We start from the raw sequence: 20,813 nt of genomic DNA, 5'->3' as shown, positions 1-20,813 counted from the left end.
CGGCGCCGCACCAGGAGGAGGAGCGTGACCGCGGTCAGGAGCATCGCCATCGACTCCGCGTAGGCGAGCTGCATCAGCGGCGAGGTCGGCGCCACGCAGAACAGCAGCACCGCCGTCAGCGACTGCGACTCGCCGAGGGAGTGCCGGAAGAGGCGGTACAGGACGAGGCAGGCTCCGGCTCCGCACAGGACGGAGACGGTCACGGCGGCCGGAGCCCAGGTGAGGCCGGTGACCGCCATCAGCGCCTTCACGACCCCCGGGTAGAGCGGCATGAAGGCCCAGGCGTTCTCCCCCACGTGGCCGTCCTGCGTGATCGGCAGGAAGCCGGGGTACCCGGTGGCCGCGATGATCTCGTACCAGCGGCCGTCCCACATCGACGCGAAGGCCGAGTAGGACGGGGAGGGGCCGGTCCACGGGTTCGCGAGCTGGTGCGCAGCGAACTGCAGCAGGATCACCGTCGTGACCACGCGGGTCGCGATGTACACCAGGAGGACCCGCGCCCACCACGGGACCAGGCGCAGGCGGAGGCGGAGTCGGACGGGGACGGCCGTGGCGCTCGCGCTCACGAGGACGCGGTCAGCCAGCGGCGGAGGCCCTCGGCGCACTCGGTGATCTCGTGCACCGCCACGCGCTCGTCGTCGGCGTGGGCCCGGAGCGGGTCGCCCGGTCCGTAGTTGACAGCCGGGATGCCCATGGCGGAGAACCGCGCGACGTCGGTCCAGCCGTACTTGGGCTTCGCCTCGGCTCCGACGGCCGCGAGGAAGGCCTGGGCCAGAGGTGCGTCCAGCCCCGGGCGGGCGCCCTCGGCCAGATCGTCCACCCTCACCTCGAACCCCTCGAAGAGCTCCTCGAGGTGGGCGAGCGCCTCCTCCCCGGACCGGTCGGGGGCGAAGCGGTAGTTGACCTGCACCGTGCAGAGGTCCGGGATCACGTTGCCCGCGACCCCGCCGGTGACGCGCACGGCGTTGACGCCCTCGCGGTACACGAGGCCCTCGACCTCGACCTCGCGCGGTACGTAGGCGGCGAGGCGGTCGAGGATCGGCGCCGCCGCGTGGATCGCGTTCTCGCCGACCCAGCTGCGGGCGGAGTGGGCGCGGACGCCGCGGGTGACCACGTCGACCCGGAGCGTCCCGTTGCAGCCGCCCTCCACTGCTCCGCTCGTCGGCTCGCCGAGCACGGCGAAGTCGGCGGAGAAGAGGTCGGGGCGGTGCCGGGAGAGCCGACCGAGGCCGTTGAGATCCGCTGCGACCTCCTCGTTGTCATACCACATCCAGGTGATGTCGACGGCCGGATCGGAGAGCTCGGCGGCGAGGACGAGCTGCACCGCCACTCCGGCCTTCATGTCGACGGTCCCGCGGCCGACCAGATGCTCGACGCCGTCGATCGTCTCGGCGACGACGGGCAGGTTGCCGTTGACCGGCACCGTGTCGAGGTGCCCGGCGATCACGACGCGCTGGGCGAGGCCGAGGTTCGTCCGCGCCACGACGGTGTGGCCGTCGCGGATGACCTCGAGGTGGTCGTACTGCTCGAGCGCCCACTGCACCGCGTCCGCGATCTCGAGCTCGTCGCCCGAGACGGACGGGATGTCGCAGAGGATCCGCGTCAGGGCGACCGGATCGGTGCGCAGATCGAGCGGAGGGGCGGTGGTCGGATCGGCCATGCGCCCCAGGGTAGCGGCCGGACGCTCCGCGCTACCCTGATCGGCATGACCCTCGAGCACTCCGCAGACTCCTCCGCGCCCGCCTCCGCCTGGGGATACGGGCTCGCCACCGTGGCCGACGACGGCACCGTCCTCGACACCTGGTTCCCGGAGCCCCGCCTCGGCACCATCCCGGCCGGCCGCGACCCCTGGATCGTGCCGGCGGAGTTCGAGGAGCAGGCCGGCGAGGATCCGCGCCGCGAGGTCCGCATCGACGTGGTCACGCTGCAGATCGACGTGCAGGCGCCGCCCGCCTCCACGTCCGACGCCTACCTGCGGCTGCACCTGCTCTCGCACCTCCTGGTCCGCCCGAACGAGGTGAACCTCGACGGCGTCTTCGCCCACCTGCCGAACGTGGTGTGGACGAACGCCGGTCCGGTCTCGCCGGAGTCGTTCACCCGCCTGCGCCCCTCGCTCCGGCGCCACGGCATCCAGGCCACCGGCATCGACAAGTTCCCGCGGCTGACCGACTACGTCACCCCGGCGAAGGTGCGCATCGCGGACACCTCGCGCGTCCGCCTCGGGGCGCATCTGGCACCCGGCACGACGGTGATGCACGAGGGCTTCGTCAACTTCAACGCCGGGACCCTCGGCAGCTCGATGGTCGAGGGGCGCATCTCGCAGGGCGTCGTGGTCGGCGACGGCTCGGACATCGGCGGCGGCGCCTCCATCATGGGCACCCTCTCGGGCGGAGGAGTGCAGCGCATCTCGATCGGCGCGCGGGCCCTGCTGGGTGCGAACTCGGGCATCGGCATCTCCCTCGGCGACGACACCGTCGTCGAGGCCGGCCTCTACGTGACCGCCGGCACCAAGGTCGTCGTGGTCGGCGGAGCGCCGCGCGCCGACGGCGCCCCGCAGACCGTGAAGGCCGTGCAGCTCTCGGGCGTGCCGAACCTGCTCTTCCGCCGCAACTCCCTCACCGGGGCCGTCGAGGTCCTCCCCCGCACCGGCGCCGGCATCGAGCTGAACGCCGCCCTGCACGCCTGAGGACGGGCGTCCGGCGCCGCCGGGCCCAGCAGGCGGCACCCCGGGACGAACCGTGCTGATCGAGTCCGCGGCGACCACGCCGCTCTGCGTCCCGCCTCGAAGAAGCGGTTCGAGCCTCGGACGGCCGACGAGAGGCGGGTGCGCCGCACGGCGAGAGCCCGCCCCCGGCGGGGACGGGCTCTCGGGGACCGGTCAGCGGTCGTTCGGCCAGTGGCGCTCGGGCGAGCCCATGTAGAGCTGCTGCGGGCGGCCGATCTTGGTCTGCTTGTCGGTGTTCATCTCACGCCAGTGGGCGATCCAGCCGGGCAGGCGGCCGATCGCGAAGAGCACGGTGAACATCCGGGTCGGGAAGCCCATCGCCTTGTAGATGACGCCCGTGTAGAAGTCGACGTTCGGGTAAAGGCGCCGCTCCTTGAAGTAGTCGTCCTCGAGCGCGAGGGCCTCGAGCTCCATCGCGATGTCGAGCAGCGGGTCCTTCACGCCGAGGGCCTGCAGGACCTCGGAGGCGCTCTCCTTGACCAGCTTCGCGCGCGGGTCGTAGTTCTTGTACACCCGGTGGCCGAAGCCCATCAGGCGCACGCCCTCCTCCTTGTTCTTCACCCGCTCGACGAACGTCGACACGCTCTCGCCCGACTCGCGGATCCGGCCGAGCATGGTGAGCACCGCCTCGTTCGCTCCGCCGTGCAGAGGGCCGAACAGGGCGTTGATTCCTGCCGAGACGGAGGCGTAGAGGTTCGCCTCGGTGGAGCCGACGAGGCGGACGGTCGACGTCGACGCGTTCTGCTCGTGGTCCTCGTGGAGGATCAGGAGGCGGTCGAGCGCCTTCGAGAGCACCGGGTCGACCTGGTACTGCTCGGCCATCGTTCCGAAGTTGAGGCGAAGGAAGTTGTCGACGAAGCTCAGCGAGTTGTCCGGGTAGAGGAACGCCTGGCCGATCGCCTTCTTGTGGGCGTACGCCGCCATCACGGGCAGCTTCGCCAGGAGGCGGATCGTGGTGAGCTCCACCGCCTCCGGATCCTTAGGGTTGGAGCTGTCCTCGTAGTACGTCGACAGGGCCGAGACCCCGGCCGAGAGCACCGACATGGGGTGCGCGCTGTGCGGGAGCGCGTCGAAGAAGCGCTTGAGGTCCTCGTGGAGGAGCGTGTGGCGGCGGATGCGCTCGTCGAAGCCCGCGAGCTCGTCGGCCGTCGGCAGCTCGCCGTAGATGAGGAGCCAGGCCACCTCGAGGTAGGTCGCGTTGGTGGCCACCTCCTCGATCGGGTAGCCGCGGTAGCGGAGGATCCCCTGGTCGCCGTCGATGTAGGTGATCTGCGACTTGGTCGCCGCCGTGTTCACGAAGCCGTAGTCGAGCGACATGAAGCCGGTCTGCTTCGACAGGGTCGAGAAGTCGATGCTCGAGGAGCCGTCGACGCTGCGCAGGACCGGGAAGTCCGCGGTGCGGTCGCCGAAGGTGAGCGTGACCTTCTCGGGGAGCTCCTGCTCCGCCGGCGCGGGAGGCGGCGTCGTGGCGCTCCCGGTCGCGGGCTCCGTGGAGCCCACCGTCGCGGTTCCGTCGCTCTGCGTGCCGGATTCGGTCACAACGCCTCCCAGGTCGTCGCGGTCGCACCCCGGAAGCGCTCGCGCGGAGCGGGCGGCGCCGGGTCTGGATCGTGGTGCAGCCGGGGCCTCGCGAGGCGCCGTCGACCGAACCACATACAGCCTATGGGCAAAGCGGGGGCACTGTGACATCGCCCAGCGCTGGGGCCGGGGCCTTGTCGGAACCCCCCAGGATCGGCCGGGTCGAGCGCCTCAGAGGCCGCCGAACAGGCGCTCGACGGCCGCGTCGATCCGCTCGTCGGAGGCCGTCAGCGAGAGGCGCACGTGCTCGGGGAAGCCCTCCCCGTAGAAGACGCCGGGGCCCGCGAGGACGCCGAGGCGGGCGAGCCGGTCGATGGACTCCCAGGCCGGGCGGCCCTCGGTCGCCCACAGGTAGAGGCCGGCCTCGCTGCGGTCGATCCGGAAGCCCGCGGACTCGAGGGCGGGCCGGAGGCGGTCGCGGCGGGAGCGGTAGCGCTCCTTCTGCGCGGCGACGTGCTCGTCGTCGGCGAGGGCGACGATCATCGCCTCCTGCAGCGGACCGGGCACGATCATGCCCGCGTGCTTGCGGACGGTCACCAGGCGCGCGATCAGGGCCGCGTCCCCGGCGACGAAGGCGGCGCGGTAGCCGGCGAGGTTCGACTGCTTGCTCAGCGAGTAGACGCCGAGGACCCCGGTGCGGTCCTCCCCCACCACGCGCGGGTCGAGGACGCTCGGGATCGGCTCGTCGGCCCAGCGGCCGTCCCAGCCGAGCTCGGCGTAGCACTCGTCCCCCGCGATCACAGCGCCCAGCTCACGGGCACGCGCGACGGCGCGCTGCAGGGCGGGCACGTCGAGCACGGCGCCATCGGGGTTGCCGGGAGAGTTGAGCCAGACCAGGCGGGTCGTCACAGGCCACTCGGCGGGGTCGTCGGAGGCGAGCGCCTCGGCGCCGGCGATCGCCGCGCCCATCGCGTACGTCGGGTAGGCGGCGCGCGGATGCACGACCACGTCCCCCTCCCCGAGTCCGAGGAGGAAGGGCAGCCAGGCGACGAGCTCCTTGGAGCCGATAGTCGGCAGGACCTCGTCGATCCCGAGGCCCTCGACTCCGCGCCGCCGCGCGTACCAGGCGGCGATCGCCTCGCGCAGAGCGGGGGTGCCCACGGTCGTGGGGTACGCGTGCGAGTCAGTCGCGCGGGCGAGCGCGTCGCGGATCGGGGCGGGCGTCGGGTCCACCGGCGAGCCGATCGACAGGTCGACGATCCCGCCGGGGTGCTCCGCCGCCGTGCGGGCGAAGGGCGCCATCAGGTCCCAGGGGTAGTCGGGCAGCGCGCCGAGGGCCATGGGAGCGGCCTCAGTGACTCTGCGGAGGCAGCGCCGCGATGACCGGGTGGTCCTTCGCGATCACGCCGACCTTGGCGGCTCCGCCCGGGGAGCCGATCTCGTCGAAGAACTCGACGTTGGCCTTGTAGTAGTCGGACCACTCCTCGGGGAGGTCGTCCTCGTAGTAGATCGCCTCGACGGGGCAGACCGGCTCGCAGGCACCGCAGTCCACGCACTCGTCCGGGTGGATGTAGAGCGAGCGCTCGCCTTCGTAGATGCAGTCGACCGGGCACTCGTCGATGCAGGCGCGGTCTTTGACATCGACGCACGGAAGTGCGATCACGTAGGTCACGGTGCTCCAGGTCCCTTCGAACAGTGTCTCTATCGTACGGGGGCCGACGGGGCGTCGGCGTCCGCGGGCCGCGGGGCGGCGGCGGGAGCGGCCGCCCGCAGCCGCGGCCACGCGATCACGACGAGGGCGATGAGGGCGGGGAGGAAGGTCCAGGCCACGCCGAGGCCGTTCGCCGGGACGAGGACGGATCCGCCGGTGCTGCGCAGGGCGAGCAGCCCGATCATCCCGAGCAGGCCCATCGCGGTGCAGAACGCGACGAACCGGTCGATGAGCACGAGGCGCAGCCCGAGCAGGAGCAGCAGCACGCCGGCGAGGGAGGCGGCGAGGCCGACCGGGAGGACGACACCGCCGACCGACACGGTGCTCTGATGGGCGACGGTCGTGATCGCCCCGACCACCGCGCCGACCAGGACTCCGGCGACGCCCGACAGCACACGCGATCCGAGCGTCGGACGCTCCTCCGGCAGCGGCGCCGGACGGCCCGCCTGCGCGACCGGGCGGAAGCGCTCGATGCGGCCGATGGGGAACGGCGGACCGCTCGAGAGCCGGGCCTCGTCGCCCTCGACCACCAGCTGCGTCGCGTGCGCCTCGAGGGCCGCGCGCTTGCGGGCGTGGTCCTCGGCGGACAGCTCGATCACGACGTCCCCGGGGAGGGGCGGGGCCGCGTCGGGGAGGACGGCGAGGAAGCGCAGGCCCAGGCGCTCGGCGGCGCGCTCGGCGACCCGGGCGGTGCGGACGTGGTCCGGGTGGCCGTAGCCGCCGCCCGCGTCGTACGACAGCACGACGCCCGCGTCGACCTGCCGCAGGACAGCGACGAGATCGGCCACCTCCTCGTCCTCGGACGCGGCGGTGAAGGACGCGGGATGCACCGGCTCGAGCGGCACCGGGACGCGGCCGGGTCCCCACTGCATGCCGGAGTCCCGGTAGACGCGCGGAGCGAGGCCGGGTGCGCGGGCGCCCGCCTCGCCGAGGAAGCGGTGGTCGGCGACGCCGAGGGCCGTCAGGGCGACGACGAGCTCGGTCGTCCGATGCGCGGCCAGCTCGGCCGAGCCCTCGAGCGGAGCGAGGTCCTCGGGGATGACCTCGCCGCACTCGCCCCGCGTGGCGGTGACGACGGTGACGGAGGCGCCCTGCGCCACCAGCTGCGCCAGGGTCCCGCCCATGGTGATCGTCTCGTCGTCGGGGTGGGCGTGCACCGCCACCACCCGCTCCGCTGCTGCGTCCCGGCCCGCGTCCACTCTCCGCCTCTCGTCCTGCGCGGCCTCCGCTGCGGGCGCTTCTGGACAGCGACCGGGCAGCGGACTACAGTCGACCCGGGTTAGGCAAGGCTTACCGAACAACGGAGCCCCGCCGACCGGATCGACTCGGGGCGGGAGTCGCCCCCTCCTCGTCCACCATCGACCAAGAGAACACGCGTGCTCGCAAACTACCTCATCGGCCTCCGCGAAGGCCTCGAAGCCGGCCTCGTGGTCGGCATCCTCGTGGCCTACCTGACCAAGCTCGGCCGGCGCGACGTGCTGCCGCGGCTCTGGACCGGCATCGCCGCCGCGATCGCGATCTCGCTCGTCACCGGTGCGATCCTCACTTGGGGCCCCTCGACCCTGTCGTTCCAGGCTCAGGAGCTCATCGGCGGCGGCCTCTCGATCCTCGCGGTCGGCCTGGTCACCTGGATGATCTTCTGGATGGGCGCGAACGCCCGCAGCATGAAGGGCGACCTCGAGTCCCGGCTCGACGGCGCCGTCGCGGGGTCGGCCCTCGGCATCGTGGTCCTCGGCTTCATCAGCGTCGGCCGCGAGGGCATCGAGACGGCGCTCTTCGTCTGGGCGAGCGTGTCCTCGAGCACTGCGGGGTCGGGATCCAGCGCGTGGGTCGGCACGGTCGGCGCGATGCTGGGCATCCTCAGCTCGGTCGTCATCGCGTACCTGATCTTCCGGGGCTTCGTCCGGATCGACCTCGGGCGCTTCTTCACCTGGACGGGCGGCTTCCTCATCCTCGTCGCGGCCGGCGTCCTCTCCTACGGCGTCGGCGACCTGCAGGAGGCGTCGCTCCTGCCCGGCTGGGGCACCCCGCTGTTCTCGCTCGGCCCGATCCTCCCGCCGCCCGTGACCGCCGTGGTCGGCGGCCTCTTCAACTACACGCCCGAGCCGACCGCTCTGCAGTTCGCCGCCTGGCTGCTCTACCTCGTCGTCGTCGGCGCCCTGTTCGTCCGCCAGGTCCGCCTGCGCGGTCCGCGACGGGGCAGCGCGGCCCCGGTCGCCGCTCCCGCTCCCACCTCCGTCTGACCCGCTCCGGCACCGCCGGCGCACTCGCCCCGATCCAGGAGAAGCATGTCCTCGCGCGCTCGTCCCACCCTCCCCCGCGTCACCCTCGGCCTCGTCGGCGCCGGCGCCCTGGCGCTGATCCTCACGGGCTGCGTGCCGAACACCCCCGCGTCCTCCTCCTCCGCCGCGCTCGACGTCGCGATCAGGGACGACGCCTGCGAGGTGTCGACGGCGACCGCCGAGGCGGGAGCGGTGACGTTCTCACTGACCAACGGCGGCTCGGACGTCAACGAGTTCGAGATTCTGGCCGAGGACAAGCTGCGGATCGTGGGCGAGAAGGAGAACGTGACCCCGGGCCAGAGCGTCTCCTACGTCGCTCAGCTCGAGCCGGGCACCTACTACACCGCCTGCAAGTTCCAGCAGGTCGGCGCCCCGGTCGGGCTGAGCGAGTTCACCGTGACCGGTGAGGCCACCGCGCAGTCGGCGGACGAGAAGGCGGCGACGGAGGCGGCGGTCACCAACTACGTGGCGTACGTGAAGTCGCAGGTGGGCGAGCTGCTCCCCGCGGTCGCCGAGTTCGCGCAGGCCTACGAGGCCGGCGACGACGAGAAGGCGCGCGGCCTCTTCGCGTCGACCCGCGTCTTCTACGAGCGGATCGAGCCGACCGCGGAGGCGTTCGGCGACCTCGACCCGCGCATCGACTACCGCGAGGTCGACGCCGTCGCCGAGGGCCTGGACTGGACCGGCTTCCACCGCATCGAGAAGGACCTGTGGGCCCCCGCGGAGGGTGCGCTCAACTCCGACGGCACGAGCGCGCTCCTCGACTGGGCGCCCTCCACCCCCGAGCAGCGCGCGCAGTTCGGCCAGGGCCTCGTCGACGACGTGCAGAGCCTGGCCGACCTCGTGAACGCGCCCGGCTTCACCGTCTCGGTGGGCGACATCTCCAACGGCGCCATCGGCCTGCTCGACGAGGTCGCGGCCGGCAAGATCACGGGCGAGGAGGACTGGTGGTCGAGCACCGACCTCACCGACTTCGCCGCGAACGTCCAGGGCGCGGAGGTGGCGTTCGGCAACGTCGAGCCGATCGCGACCGCCAGCGGCGACGAGGGCGCCGACCTCACCGGACGGATCACGCAGCGGTTCTCCGAGCTCGACGCCCTGCTCGCGCAGTACGGCTCGATCGACTCCGGCTTCGCCGCGTACTCCACCGTCACCGCGGAGCAGAAGAAGGAGCTCTCGGATGCGGTCAACGCTCTCTCCGAGCCGCTCTCGCAGCTGACTCACACGGTGCTGGGCGTCGAGGAGCCGGCCGCGTAGTGGGCGCCGAGCAGCACGAGGGAGCCCGGCCGACGGATTCCGAGCAGCCCGCCGACGAGCCACGCCGCCTCTCGCGGCGCGGGCTGCTCGGCCTCGTCTCGGCGGGGACGGCCGGGCTGGCCGCCGGAGTGGGCGGCACGGTGGCCGTCACGTCGTCCGCGAGCGCGACGGCCTCCTCCGCCCCGCGCACCGTGCCGTTCTTCGGCGCGAACCAGGCGGGCATCACCACCGCCGCGCAGGACCGGCTGCACTTCGCCGCGTTCGACCTCGCCGCGGGCACCACGCGCGAGGACCTCGTCGAGCTCCTGAAGGACTGGACGCTCGCCGCCTCGCGGATGACCCAGGGCCTCGAGGTCGGCGAGACCGGCGCGGTGGACGGGCCGGACACGGCTCCCCCGGAGGACACCGGGGAGGCGCTCGGGCTCGACGCCGCGTCGCTCACCGTCACGGTCGGCTTCGGACCCACCCTCTTCACGGACGAGTCCGGCGCCGACCGCTTCGGCCTCGCCGACCGCCGGCCTCCGCAGCTGCAGGCCCTGCCCCGCTTCCGCGGCGACGCGCTCGTCCCGTCGGCCGGCGGCGGCGACCTCTGCATCCAGGCCTGCGCCGACGATCCGCAGGTCGCCGTGCACGCCATCCGCAACCTGAGCCGGATCGCGTTCGGCCGGGCCTCGCTCCGCTGGTCGCAGCTCGGCTTCGGCCGCACCTCCTCGACGTCCACCGCCCAGGCGACTCCGCGCAACCTGTTCGGCTTCAAGGACGGCACGGCGAACGTGAAGTCCGAGGAGGCCGACGCCGTAGAAGAGCACGTCTGGGTCCCCTCCTCCGACGGCCCCGCGTGGATGGTCGGCGGCAGCTACCTGGTCGCGCGGAAGATCCGGATGATCATCGAGACGTGGGACCGCAGCCAGCTGGGCGAGCAGGAGCGGGTCATCGGCCGCAGCAAGGGGTCCGGAGCCCCGCTCTCGGGCGGCACGGAGTCCACCGAGCCCGACTTCGCAGCGGCCGGCGCCACCGGTGCCCCGCTGATCGATCAGGAGTCGCACGTGCGCCTCGCGCACCCGAGCGTGAACAACGGAGTGCGGCTCCTGCGGCGCGGCTACAACTTCGTCGACGGCAACGACGAGCTCGGACGCCTGAACGCCGGGCTGTTCTTCCTCTCGTTCCAGCGCTCCCCGGAGCAGTTCGTCACCGTGCAGCGGAACCTCGCGACGGACGCGCTGAACGAGTACGTGAAGCACGTCGGCTCGGCCGTGTTCGCGGTGCCGCCCGGTGCTCGCGACGAGACCGACTTCCTCGGCTCCGGCCTCTTCGCCTGATCCCTGAGAGGACCCGCACTCCGTCCCAGGATCCGGCGGGCGCACTCCACGGCGCGCCGGAGCCTGCGCCCGTAGCGTCGTCGGCGATGTCCGGGAACAGTGCGAGAAGCGGCCTGACCAAGCGCGAGCGCCAGGAGCTCGCCCGAGCGCAGGCGCGGGAGCGCCGCGAAGCCGAGAGGCGCCGGCGGCGCCGGAACCGGCTGCTCGGGCAGGGCGGAGCGGTCGTCGGGCTCCTCGCGGTCGTGGCCCTGGTCTGCTGGAACGTCTGGTCGCAGCAGGAGGTCGCGAGCGCCGGCCCGGCGAACATGCTCAGCGACGGCATCGTCCTCGCGGGCGACGGCTCGGCCGTGACGGCGACGACGACCGCGGCGATCGCTCCGGGAGCCTCCCCCGTCCCGACCGACGAGAGCGCCACGCGGGCGGGCGGAGTCGTCGCCGTCGACCTCTACGTCGACTACCTCTGCCCGTACTGCGGGCAGTTCGAGAAGGCGAACGCCGAGCAGCTGCAGTCGTGGTTGACGAAGGGGGCGATCACGCTCGAGATCCACCCGGTGGCGATCCTCGACTCCTCCTCGGCCGGCTCCGAGTACTCCAGCCGGGCCGCGAACGCCGCGGCGTGCGTCGCCGACGAGGATCCGGACCGCTTCCTCGCCGTGAACGCGGCGCTCTTCGCGCAGCAGCCGGCGGAGGGGACGACGGGCCTCGACGACGACGCTCTGCGGGCGCTGGTGACCGGAGCGGGCGTCACCGACGACGACGTCCTCGCCTGCATGACCGCGGGCGAGTTCCGGCCCTGGGTGAAGGCCGCGACCGAGCGGGCCACCTCGCTCCCCCTCGCGAACTCCTCGCTGCCGACGCTCGAGTCGACGCCCACCGTGCTGGTGAACGGCGAGCAGTACACGGGGAAGCCGGACGACGCGGCGGCGTTCGTCTCCTTCGTCACCTCGACGCTCGAGGCGGAGTCCTCGACCCCCTCTCCCTCTCCGAGTCCGGCGGGCTGATCCGGACCGCGAGGGACGGGATCGGCGCTGCACGCTGCAGCACCGGGCGGAGACGACGAGACCGGCCGGAGCATCGCTCCGGCCGGTCTCGTCGTAGGCGGGCGCCGAGGCGCCCGGGGCTCAGCCCTGCTTCTTGAGGCGGCTCGTCATGCGCGCGCGGGCGTTAGCATCGAGCTCCACCTTGCGGATGCGGACGACCTCGGGGGTGACCTCGACGCACTCGTCCTCGCGGGCGAACTCGAGGCACTCCTCGAGCGTCAGCTGACGCGACGGCGTCATCGACTCGAAGGTGTCGGAGGTGGACTGACGCATGTTGGTCAGCTTCTTCTCCTTGGTGATGTTGACGTCCATGTCGTCGTTGCGCGAGTTCTCGCCGATCACCATGCCCTCGTAGACCTCCTCGGTGGGGTTCACGAAGAAGGTCATCCGCTCCTGGAGCGCGATGATGGCGAACGGGGTGACGACGCCGTTGCGGTCCGCGACGATCGACCCGTTGTTGCGGGTGACGATCGCGCCGGCCCACGGCTCGTAGCCGTGCAGGATCGCGTTCGCGATACCGGTGCCGCGCGTGGTGGTGAGGAACTCGGTGCGGAAGCCGATCAGGCCGCGCGACGGGACGATGAACTCCATGCGGACCCAGCCGGTGCCGTGGTTCGACATGCCGTCCATGCGGCCCTTGCGGGCGGCGAGGAGCTGCGTGATCGCGCCGAGGTACTCCTCCGGAGCGTCGATCGTCAGGTGCTCGAAGGGCTCGTGCGTCTTGCCGTCGACCTGGCGGGTGACCACCTGGGGCTTGCCGACGGTCAGCTCGTAGCCCTCGCGGCGCATCTGCTCGACGAGGATGGCCAGCGCGAGCTCGCCGCGGCCCTGGACCTCCCACGAGTCGGGACGTCCGATGTCGACGATCTTGAGCGACACGTTTCCGATGAGCTCGCGGTCGAGGCGGTCCTTGACCATGCGCGCCGTGAGCTTGTGGCCCTTGACCTTGCCGACGAGCGGCGAGGTGTTGGTGCCGATCGTCATCGAGATCGCCGGGTCGTCGACCGTGATGGCCGGCAGCGGGCGGATGTCCTCGGGGTCGGCGATGGTCTCGCCGATGGTGATCTCGGGGAAGCCCGCGATCGCGACGATGTCGCCGGGGCCCGCGGACTCGGCCGGGTAGCGGTCGAGCGCCCTGGTGATCAGCAGCTCGGTGATGCGCGCGTTGGTGTGGGTGCCGTCGTGGTGGACCCAGGCGACCGTCTGCCCCTTCTTGATCGTGCCGTTGAAGACGCGGAGGAGGGCGAGGCGGCCGAGGAACGGCGACGCGTCGAGGTTGGTGACGTGGGCCTGGAGGGGCGCGTCGTCGTCGTAGGTCGGCGCGGGGATGTGCTTGAGGATCGCCTCGAACAGCGGCTCCAGGTCCTCGGCGTCCGGCAGCGTGCCGTCCTCGGGCTTGTTCGCCGAGGCGCGGCCGGCCTTGCCGGAGGCGTAGACCACGGGGACGTCGAGGATCGCGTCGAGGTCGAGGTCCGGCACGTCGTCGGCCATGTCGGAGGCGAGGCCGAGGAGCAGGTCCTGGCTCTCGGCGACGACCTCGTCGATGCGCGCGTCGGGGCGGTCGGTCTTGTTGACCAGGAGGATGACGGGGAGCTTCGCCTCGAGCGCCTTGCGCAGCACGAAGCGGGTCTGGGGCAGCGGGCCCTCGGACGCGTCGACGAGGAGGCAGACGCCGTCGACCATCGACAGGCCGCGCTCGACCTCGCCGCCGAAGTCGGCGTGGCCCGGGGTGTCGATGACGTTGATGGTGATGGGACCGTCGCTCGCGTGCTTGCCGCTGTACGAGACAGCGGTGTTCTTCGCGAGGATCGTGATGCCCTTCTCGCGCTCGAGCTCGTTGGAGTCCATCGCGCGCTCGTCCACGTGGGCGTGCGCGTCGAAGGAGTTCGTCTGCTTGAGCATGGCGTCGACCAGCGTGGTCTTGCCATGGTCGACGTGGGCGACGATCGCGACGTTGCGCAGGTCGGAGCGGGTGGCACTTGCCATGGATACGGACTCGTCTCGTGTTCTCGTGCAAAAGGGGGACCATCCATCGTACCGCAGCGAGGCGTCCGCACGGCGAAGGGCCCCGGATCCCCGCTCCGGAGGGCTCCGAGGAGCGCTCCAGGCGGGGCCGGGGCCCTGGTGACGGTCGGTCAGACCGCGAACTCGATGCCGGCGCCGGGGATGGCGTCGAGCAGCTCGCGGGTGTACTCCTGCTGCGGCGAGTCGAACACGGTGTCCGTCGGGGCGTGCTCGACGATCCTGCCCTTCTGCATCACGCAGACGTCGTCGGCGATCACGCGGACCACCGCCAGGTCGTGCGTGATGAACAGGTAGGTCAGCCCGAGCTCGGCCTGCAGGTCGGCGAGGAGGCGGAGGATCTGCGCCTGGACGAGGACGTCCAGAGCCGACACGGCCTCGTCGAGCACCACGATCTCCGGCTTCAGCGCGAGTGCGCGGGCGATCGCCACGCGCTGGCGCTGGCCGCCGGAGAGCTCGTTCGGGTAGCGGCTCGCGATCACGCGCGGGAGGGACACCTGGTCGAGCAGCTCGAGGACGCGCTCGCGCTGCGACGTCCGGTCGCCGACCTTGTGCACCCGCAGCGGCTCCGAGATGGTGTTGCCGATGTTGTGCAGCGGGTCGAGCGAGCCGTACGGGTCCTGGAACACCGGCTGCATGGAGCGCCGGAGCGCCAGCATGTCGCGGCCCTTGAGCTTCTCTGTCCGGCGACCGGCGATCGAGATCGCTCCGGACGTCGCCGTCTCGAGGCCCAGCACCAGGCGGGCGATCGTCGACTTGCCCGATCCGGACTCGCCCACGAGCGCCGTGGTGGTGCCCTTCGGGATCGAGAACGACACGTTGTCGACGGCGGTGAAGTCCTCGGCCTTCAGGCCGCCGCGGCGGATCTTGAAGACCTTCGTGAGGCCGTCGACCTCGATCATCGGGGCGCCCGAGGCGACCGCGCCGGCGTGGTGCGCGGCGCCCGCGCCGACCAGGTCGACCTCGCGCACGGCCTCCGACTCGCCGGGGACCGACTCCACGGCCCGACCGGCCGTCGACTGGATGCGGCGCGACGCGAGGCTGGGCGCCGCCGCGATCAGGCGCTGCGTGTAGGGGTGCTGCGGGTTCTGCAGCACCTCCACCGAGGCGCCGGACTCGACGATGCGGCCCTTGTACATGACGATGAGCTTCTCGGCGCGCTCGGCGGCGAGGCCCAGGTCGTGCGTGATGAAGAGCAGCGCGGTGCCGTCGGTCTTCGTCAGAGTCTCGAGGTGGTCGAGGATCCGGCGCTGGACCGTGACGTCGAGCGCCGAGGTGGGCTCGTCGGCGATCAGCAGCTGGGGAGCCGCGGCCAGGCCGATGCCGATCAGCACGCGCTGGCGCATGCCGCCCGAGAACTGGTGCGGGAACTGCTTGAGGCGCTTCTCCGCGTCGGCGAGGCCCGCGTTCTGCAGGACCTCGATCGCCTTGGCGCGCACCTCCTTGCGACCGGTCGCGAGGCCGTTGGCCTTGATGGTCTCCTCGACCTGGAAGCCGACCGACCACACGGGGTTCAGGTTCGACATCGGGTCCTGCGGGACGTAGCCGATCCGGCGGCCGCGGATGTCCTCGAGCTCGGTCCTCGTCGCCTTCGCGAGGTCCTTGCCGTCGAACAGCACGGAGCCGGCGGTGACCTGGCCGGTGCCGGGGAGCAGGCCGATGATCGCGGCGGCGGTCGTCGACTTGCCGGAGCCCGACTCCCCCACGATCGCGACGGTCTGGCCGTGCTCGATCGTGAGGCTCACGCCGCGGAGGGCGGGGACCAGTCCGCTGCCGGTCTGGAAGCCGACCTCGAGGTCGGTGACCTCGAGCAGCGGCCCGTGCGGTGCGTTCGGTGTCGTGGCGGTCATCGGAGGGCCCTCGCCTTCGGGTCGAGCGCGTCGCGGAGCGATTCGCCGAGGAGGATGAAGCTCAGCACCGTGACCGTCAGGGCGATCGACGGGTAGATCAGCGTCTGCGGGTTGGTGCGCAGATCGCGCTGGGCCTGGCTGATGTCGTTGCCCCACGACATGACCGAGCCGGGCAGGCCGACGCCGAGGAACGACAGCGTCGCCTCCGCGGTGATGGCCGCGCCGAGCGAGATCGTCGTGACGACGATGACGGGAGCGATCGAGTTCGGCAGCACGTGCCGGAACAGGATCGCCATGCGGGAGAGGCCGGTCGCGGTGGCGGCGCCGACGAAGTCGGCCTGCTTCACGCGGAGGACCTCGGAGCGCAGGACGCGCGCCGTCGTCGGCCAGGCGAACGCGCCGATCGCCAGGGCGATGACGAACACGTTCCGGTAGGCCGAGAAGACGGACATGATGACGACCGCGGCGAGGATGTAGGGGATCGAGAAGAAGATGTCGCCGAGGCGCATGATCACGGTGTCGACCCAGCCGCCGAAGAAGCCGGCCAGAGCGCCGCCGATGACGCCGGAGACCGTCGTGATCACGATCACGATGAGGCCGACGGTCAGCGACGTGGACGTGCCGTGGATGATCCGCGAGAAGACGTCGCACCCCTGCTTGGTGTAGCCGAGCAGGCTGCCGTCGCCGGGGCCCTGGTTGCTGAACGAGAGCGCGCACTGGCGGGGGTCCACCGAGGTGAACAGGCCCGGGAACAGCGCGACGGCGATGATGACGAGGATCAGGACGCCCGAGATCCAGAACATGGGCCGCTTGCGCAGGTCGCGCCACGCGTCGGTCCAGAGGTTGCTGGGCTTCTCGTCGAGGCTGACGGCGTCGACCGACGCGATCGGCGTCTCCTCGAGCGGGGCCACGAAGTGGTCGATGCGGCGGGCCTTCTGCGCGCCGCCGGTGGACTCATTTGGCATAGCGGATCCTCGGGTCGAGTACGGCGTAGAGCAGGTCGACGAGGATGTTCACCACGAGGTAGAACAGCACCATGACCGTGACGAAGGAGACGACGGTCGGCCGCTCACCTCGGATGATCGCCTGATAGAGCGTGTTCCCGACTCCGGGAACGTTGAAGATGCCCTCGGTCACGGTCGCGCCGACGATCAGGAGGCCGAAGTCGGCTCCGAACTGCGTCGTGACCGGGATGAGCGAGTTGCGCAGGACGTGCACGGGGATGACGCGGCGTCGCGAGAGCCCCTTGCTGTACGCGGTGCGGACGAAGTCCGAGCCGGCCGTCTCGATGACCGAGCCGCGCGTGAGGCGGATGGCCGACGCGACCACGAACAGGGCGAGCACGATCGCGGGCAGCAGCAGCCTCTGGAACGACGCGTCGGCTCCGACGGTCGGAGGGAACCATCCCAGCTGGATCGCGAAGAAGGACTGCGCGATGAAGCAGAGCACGAAGATCGGCACCGACACGAGCAGGAGGCTGACGACCAGGGCGCTCGCGTCGAAGAAGCTGCCCTTGCGCAGACCGCTGATGAGGCCGATGGTCAGCGCGACGACGATCTCGATGACGATCGCCATCATGGCGAGCGTCAGGGTGACCGGGAAGGTGCGGGCGAGGATCTCGTTGACGGACTGGCCGGAGAACGAGATGCCGAAGTCGCCGCGGACGACGCCTCCCAGGTAGTACAGGTACTGGACGAAGAAGGGCTCGTTCAGGTGGTACTGCTCCTCGAGGCGGGCGAGGAGTGCGGGGCTCGGCGTCTTGTCGCCGAAGAGCGACAGGAGCGGGTTCCCCGGCATGGAGAAGACCATGAAGTAGATGAGGAACGTGGTGCCGATGAGCACGGGGACGGCTTGCAGGATGCGTCGGACGATGTAGGCGAGCATGTCAGCCCAGCCGGTTCCGGAGTCGCATGGATGGGGACCTCATTCGATTGTGACCGAAACAGGGCGCTCCGCCCGTGCCGTGACCTGGTGGCCGACGGCACGGGCGAAGCGCCCCAGTGGTTCGAGCTTAGTTCTTGGTGATCTCGTAGTAGAGCGGCACCGAGTTCCAGCCGAACTCGACGTTCGACACGCCCTCGCCGTAGCCGCCGGTCACGTTCGCGTACCACAGGGGCAGCGACGGGAGGTCCTTCAGGAGGATCTCCTGGGCCTGCTGGAACGTCTTGTTCGCAGCGTCGGCGTCGGCGTCCGACAGGCCCTGCTGGAGCAGGGTGTCGAACTCGGGGTTCGAGTAGTCGCCGTCGTTGGACGAGGCGCCGGTCACGTAGAGCGGTCCGAGGAAGTTGTAGAGGCTCGGGTAGTCGGCCTGCCATCCGGTCCGGAACGCGGTCTCGATCGAGCGGTCGACGATCTTGGTGCGCGCCTCGGCGAAGGTCGGGTACGCGTCGCCCTCGGCGTCGATGCCCAGCGTGTTCTTGATCGAGTTGGTCACCGCGTCGACCCAGCCCTGGTGGCCGCCGTCGGCGTTGTAGGCGATCTTGAAGGTGCCGTCCCAGGGGCTGATCGCGTCGGCCTGAGCCCACAGCGCCTTGGCCTCGTCGGGGTTGTACTCGAGCACGTCGGCGCCGGAGAGGGCGTCGCTATAGCCGTCGATCACCGGGGAGGTGAAGTCGGAGGCCGGGGTGCGGGTGCCCTCGAAGATCACGTCGGTGATCTCCTTGCGGTCGAAGGACATCGAGATCGCCTGGCGGCGGAGCTGGCCCTCCTCGCCGTCGAAGTGCGGGAGACGGCCCGGGATGGTGAAGGACTGGAACACGGCCGAGGGCTGGTTCACGGCGCGGTCGCCGAGGTCGCTCTCGAAGGTGCCGAAGGCGGAGTCCGGGATCTGGTCGATCACGTCGACGTTGCCGCCGAGGAGGTCGGCGTAGGAGGCGTCCTGGGTGGCGTAGAAGACGATCTTCAGGCCGCCGTTCTGGGCCTCGCGGGGGCCGGTGTACTCGTCGTTCTTGACGAGCTCGATCTGGACGTCGTGCTGCCACGCGTCGTCGCCGTCGAGCTTGTACGGGCCGTTGCCGATCGGGTTCTCACCGAAGGCGGCCATGTCGTCGAACGCGGCGGCGGGCAGCGGGTAGTACGCCGAGTAACCGAGGCTGATCGGGAAGTCCGACTGCGGGGACTTGAGAGCGACGGTGAAGGTGGTGTCGTCCACGGCCTTGAGGCCGGTGAGCTCGCTGTCCTCGGTGTCGCTGAAGCCCTCGAAGTTCGAGAAGAACGACGCGCTGAGCTGGTTGTTCGACAGCTTGGCGCCGTAGTTCCAGGCGTCGATGAACGAGGTGGAGGTGACCGGGTCGCCGTTCGTGAAGGTCAGGCCCGACTTGATTGTGATCGTGTAGTTCTGCGCGTCGTCCGACTCGATGGACTCGGCGACGTCGTTCTCGGGGGCGCCCTTGGCGTCGTAGTAGACCAGGCCCGCGAAGATCTCGTCGAGGATCTTGCCGCCGCCCACCTCGTTGGTGTTCGTCGGGATCAGCGGGTTCTGCGGCTCGGAGCCGTTCGTGGAGATGATCGCGGCGGCGTCGCCTCCCGATGCACCTCCGCCCGAGTCGTTCGAGCTGCTGCAGCCGGCCAGGACCAGCGTGCTCGCGGCGACGAGCGCCAGAGCCCCGAATCCGTAACGTCTGATGTTCACTATTCCTCCAGTGATGTGGGGGCGCGCGAGAAGTGGTTTCCCTGACGCGTGGAGTGCCGTGCGCGTGGCGACGGCGGCGGCGCACGAGACTGGTGGCCGTCGCGCGGATGCCTTCAACGAGACTATGTATTCGCCCGCTATCTGCACAAAAGCATGTGGCAACCGTTACACAGCGGTAACCGGGAGGTGGAATCCTTGCGCTGTTCTGCACGAAACGTGCGTACCGGGCGGCCGTCGCGCAACACATCGACTTCAGAGGAGACGCACGGAGTGTCCACCGACCTGTCAGGATCCGCGCCCGGACGGCGCCGGATCCGCATCGAGATCCTGCTGGTCCTCGGGCTCTCGCTGGGCGCCTCCGCGGTCTACTCGGTGGTCTCCATCGCCAACCGGCTCACCCGCTCGACCGCACTGGCCGACCAGACCGCGACGATCAACGGCGCCCTCAGCGACCGCCCGGGCTTCGACCTCGTCTACCAGCTGCTCGCGCTCTTCTTCGACCTGGTGCCGGTGGCCCTCTGCGCGTTCCTGCTCTGGCAGAGCTCGGGCCGTCCGCTCGGGCGCCTGGGGCTCGACCTGCGCCGGCCGTTCGCGGACCTGGGGACCGGGACCGTCCTCGCGGTGGCGATCGGCGCGCCGGGCATCGCGCTGTACGCCGTCGGACGCGCGCTGGGCATCACCGTGGCGGTGGTGGCCTCGCCGCTGGACGCGTACTGGTGGACGGTGCCGGTGCTCGTGCTCTCCGCGATCCGGGCGGGAGTGCAGGAGGAGGTCGTCGTGATCGGGTACCTCTTCGCCCGCCTGGGCGATCTGGGCTGGGGGCGGTGGCGGATCCTGGTGACCAGTGCGCTGCTCCGGGGCAGCTACCACCTGTACCAGGGCATCGGGCCCTTCATCGGGAACGTGGTCATGGGCCTGGTGTTCGGACTGTTCTACCAGCGCTTCGGACGCACCCTGCCCCTGGTGATCGCCCACTCGATCATCGACATCGTCTCGTTCGTCGGCTACCCGCTGGCCGTCGCCCTCTGGCCCGAGCTGTTCGCGCCGCCGGCTCCGCGGCCGTGACGACGGACCGATCGCATCCGAGGAGCCGCAGGACCGCGCCGCGGCTCTCCACTGCCGCGGCGTGACACCTGCACGGTGGAGCTGCTCGCTCGTCGCGACTCCGTCGAGCCCTGCCGGCACCTCCACCACGCGTTCCACACGGTCGGGCTCCCTCGTGCATCGGAGTCGCCGTGCGCCGTTCCCCCCGGATCGGGAGGACTGCGCCCCACTCCGCGCCTGTGCGGGACCGACGGTGTCCGCAACCGAGGGTGGGAGATGAGAGGACGGGCTCGAGGCTCCGTTCCTGCTCTCTCACCCTCGGTTGCGGACGAGCGCGTGCGGGCGGATCAGGCGAAGGCCTCGATGGGCGGGCAGGCGCAGACGAGGTTGCGGTCGCCGTAAGCCTGGTCGATC

The 20,813-nt window shown here is 71.0% G+C and carries 16 protein-coding genes and 1 pseudogene; 6 read left to right on the top strand and 11 right to left on the bottom strand.

Annotation, left to right across the window (positions count from 1 at the left end; genetic code table 11):
• Both C5C82_RS02780 and dapE read right to left on the bottom strand, forming a co-directional pair.
• Positions 1 to 566 (bottom strand): annotated as a pseudogene (locus C5C82_RS02780) (hypothetical protein); the annotation flags it as partial.
• Entirely contained in the window at positions 563 to 1,660 is a 1,098-nt protein-coding gene (gene dapE, locus C5C82_RS02775) for a succinyl-diaminopimelate desuccinylase (RefSeq protein ID WP_104294987.1), read from the bottom strand. The pseudogene C5C82_RS02780 and the gene dapE, both read right to left, overlap by 4 nt.
• A gap of 45 nt (positions 1,661 to 1,705) precedes the next feature.
• Here dapE and dapD point away from each other — a divergent pair, with 45 nt between their 5' ends.
• Positions 1,706 to 2,686, top strand: a complete 981-nt coding sequence (dapD, locus tag C5C82_RS02770) for a 2,3,4,5-tetrahydropyridine-2,6-dicarboxylate N-succinyltransferase (protein WP_104354573.1) — start codon at positions 1,706 to 1,708, stop codon at positions 2,684 to 2,686.
• A gap of 192 nt (positions 2,687 to 2,878) precedes the next feature.
• Here dapD and C5C82_RS02765 read toward each other — a convergent pair whose 3' ends face one another.
• The 4 genes from C5C82_RS02765 to C5C82_RS02750 form a co-directional block, all read right to left on the bottom strand.
• Positions 2,879 to 4,264, bottom strand: coding sequence for a citrate synthase (locus C5C82_RS02765; protein WP_258062828.1), 1,386 nt, complete (start codon positions 4,262 to 4,264; stop codon positions 2,879 to 2,881).
• Between the two features lie 210 nt (positions 4,265 to 4,474).
• Positions 4,475 to 5,584 (bottom strand): succinyldiaminopimelate transaminase, encoded by a 1,110-nt coding sequence (gene dapC, locus C5C82_RS02760; protein WP_104294985.1) that lies wholly within the window; start codon positions 5,582 to 5,584, stop codon positions 4,475 to 4,477.
• Between the two features lie 10 nt (positions 5,585 to 5,594).
• Positions 5,595 to 5,915, bottom strand: coding sequence for a ferredoxin (gene fdxA / locus C5C82_RS02755; protein WP_104222984.1), 321 nt, complete (start codon positions 5,913 to 5,915; stop codon positions 5,595 to 5,597).
• A 29-nt stretch (positions 5,916 to 5,944) separates the two neighbouring features.
• The gene (locus C5C82_RS02750) at positions 5,945 to 7,153 is read right to left on the bottom strand and encodes a PIG-L family deacetylase (RefSeq protein ID WP_146085948.1); all 1,209 of its coding nucleotides are present in this window, start codon (positions 7,151 to 7,153) and stop codon (positions 5,945 to 5,947) included.
• 177 nt (positions 7,154 to 7,330) lie between these two features.
• Here C5C82_RS02750 and efeU point away from each other — a divergent pair, with 177 nt between their 5' ends.
• The 4 genes from efeU (at position 7,331) to C5C82_RS02730 (ending at position 11,813) form a co-directional block, all read left to right on the top strand.
• A complete protein-coding gene (gene efeU / locus C5C82_RS02745) occupies positions 7,331 to 8,197 on the top strand; it encodes an iron uptake transporter permease EfeU (RefSeq protein ID WP_104225548.1) in 867 nt (288 codons plus the stop codon).
• A 45-nt stretch (positions 8,198 to 8,242) separates the two neighbouring features.
• On the top strand, positions 8,243 to 9,493 hold the full coding sequence (gene efeO / locus C5C82_RS02740; RefSeq protein WP_104347662.1) for an iron uptake system protein EfeO: 1,251 nt from the start codon (positions 8,243 to 8,245) through the stop codon (positions 9,491 to 9,493).
• Positions 9,493 to 10,812: an iron uptake transporter deferrochelatase/peroxidase subunit gene (gene efeB / locus C5C82_RS02735; protein WP_104354572.1), complete on the top strand. Its 1,320-nt coding sequence runs from the start codon at positions 9,493 to 9,495 to the stop codon at positions 10,810 to 10,812. Before efeO ends, efeB begins: the two co-directional genes overlap by 1 nt.
• Positions 10,813 to 10,898: 86 nt before the next feature.
• On the top strand, positions 10,899 to 11,813 hold the full coding sequence (locus tag C5C82_RS02730; protein WP_104249551.1) for a thioredoxin domain-containing protein: 915 nt from the start codon (positions 10,899 to 10,901) through the stop codon (positions 11,811 to 11,813).
• 120 nt (positions 11,814 to 11,933) lie between these two features.
• Here the strand turns inward: C5C82_RS02730 and typA are convergent, their stop codons facing one another.
• The 5 genes from typA to C5C82_RS02705 all read right to left on the bottom strand — a co-directional run bounded on the left by typA (position 11,934) and on the right by C5C82_RS02705 (position 19,355).
• The gene (gene typA / locus C5C82_RS02725) at positions 11,934 to 13,838 is read right to left on the bottom strand and encodes a translational GTPase TypA (RefSeq protein WP_104225544.1); all 1,905 of its coding nucleotides are present in this window, start codon (positions 13,836 to 13,838) and stop codon (positions 11,934 to 11,936) included.
• Positions 13,839 to 13,987: 149 nt separating this feature from the next.
• Positions 13,988 to 15,724, bottom strand: coding sequence for an ABC transporter ATP-binding protein (locus C5C82_RS02720; protein WP_104225543.1), 1,737 nt, complete (start codon positions 15,722 to 15,724; stop codon positions 13,988 to 13,990).
• Complete coding sequence (locus C5C82_RS02715; RefSeq protein ID WP_104222976.1) at positions 15,721 to 16,689, bottom strand: ABC transporter permease; 969 nt, start codon at positions 16,687 to 16,689, stop codon at positions 15,721 to 15,723. Before C5C82_RS02715 ends, C5C82_RS02720 begins: the two co-directional genes overlap by 4 nt.
• Complete coding sequence (locus tag C5C82_RS02710) at positions 16,679 to 17,608, bottom strand: ABC transporter permease (RefSeq protein ID WP_104222975.1); 930 nt, start codon at positions 17,606 to 17,608, stop codon at positions 16,679 to 16,681. The genes C5C82_RS02715 and C5C82_RS02710 overlap by 11 nt, the downstream gene beginning before the upstream one ends.
• Before the next feature lie 127 nt (positions 17,609 to 17,735).
• On the bottom strand, positions 17,736 to 19,355 hold the full coding sequence (locus C5C82_RS02705) for an ABC transporter substrate-binding protein (protein WP_104266941.1): 1,620 nt from the start codon (positions 19,353 to 19,355) through the stop codon (positions 17,736 to 17,738).
• Positions 19,356 to 19,625: 270 nt separating this feature from the next.
• Here C5C82_RS02705 and C5C82_RS02700 point away from each other — a divergent pair, with 270 nt between their 5' ends.
• Positions 19,626 to 20,420, top strand: coding sequence for a CPBP family intramembrane glutamic endopeptidase (locus C5C82_RS02700; protein WP_258065360.1), 795 nt, complete (start codon positions 19,626 to 19,628; stop codon positions 20,418 to 20,420).
• The last annotated feature ends 393 nt before the right edge of the window (positions 20,421 to 20,813 follow it).

The organism is Rathayibacter sp. AY1D5 (assembly GCF_002932515.1).
Taxonomy (GTDB): domain Bacteria; phylum Actinomycetota; class Actinomycetes; order Actinomycetales; family Microbacteriaceae; genus Rathayibacter.
The sequence above is the reverse complement of the archived record's forward strand: the minus strand, read 5'-3'. Positions and strand labels throughout refer to the sequence as shown.

What these genes read in the sequence shown, in the direction of transcription:
- C5C82_RS02715 (WP_104222976.1), bottom strand. Translation starts at nt 16,689, where the DNA reads ATGCCAAATGAGTCCACCGGCGGCGCGCAGAAGGCCCGCCGCATCGAC.
- C5C82_RS02730 (WP_104249551.1), top strand. Translation starts at nt 10,899, where the DNA reads ATGTCCGGGAACAGTGCGAGAAGCGGCCTGACCAAGCGCGAGCGCCAG.
- dapE (WP_104294987.1), bottom strand. Translation starts at nt 1,660, where the DNA reads ATGGCCGATCCGACCACCGCCCCTCCGCTCGATCTGCGCACCGATCCG.
- dapC (WP_104294985.1), bottom strand. Translation starts at nt 5,584, where the DNA reads ATGGCCCTCGGCGCGCTGCCCGACTACCCCTGGGACCTGATGGCGCCC.
- dapD (WP_104354573.1), top strand. Translation starts at nt 1,706, where the DNA reads ATGACCCTCGAGCACTCCGCAGACTCCTCCGCGCCCGCCTCCGCCTGG.
- efeO (WP_104347662.1), top strand. Translation starts at nt 8,243, where the DNA reads ATGTCCTCGCGCGCTCGTCCCACCCTCCCCCGCGTCACCCTCGGCCTC.
- C5C82_RS02720 (WP_104225543.1), bottom strand. Translation starts at nt 15,724, where the DNA reads ATGACCGCCACGACACCGAACGCACCGCACGGGCCGCTGCTCGAGGTC.
- C5C82_RS02710 (WP_104222975.1), bottom strand. Translation starts at nt 17,608, where the DNA reads ATGCTCGCCTACATCGTCCGACGCATCCTGCAAGCCGTCCCCGTGCTC.
- typA (WP_104225544.1), bottom strand. Translation starts at nt 13,838, where the DNA reads ATGGCAAGTGCCACCCGCTCCGACCTGCGCAACGTCGCGATCGTCGCC.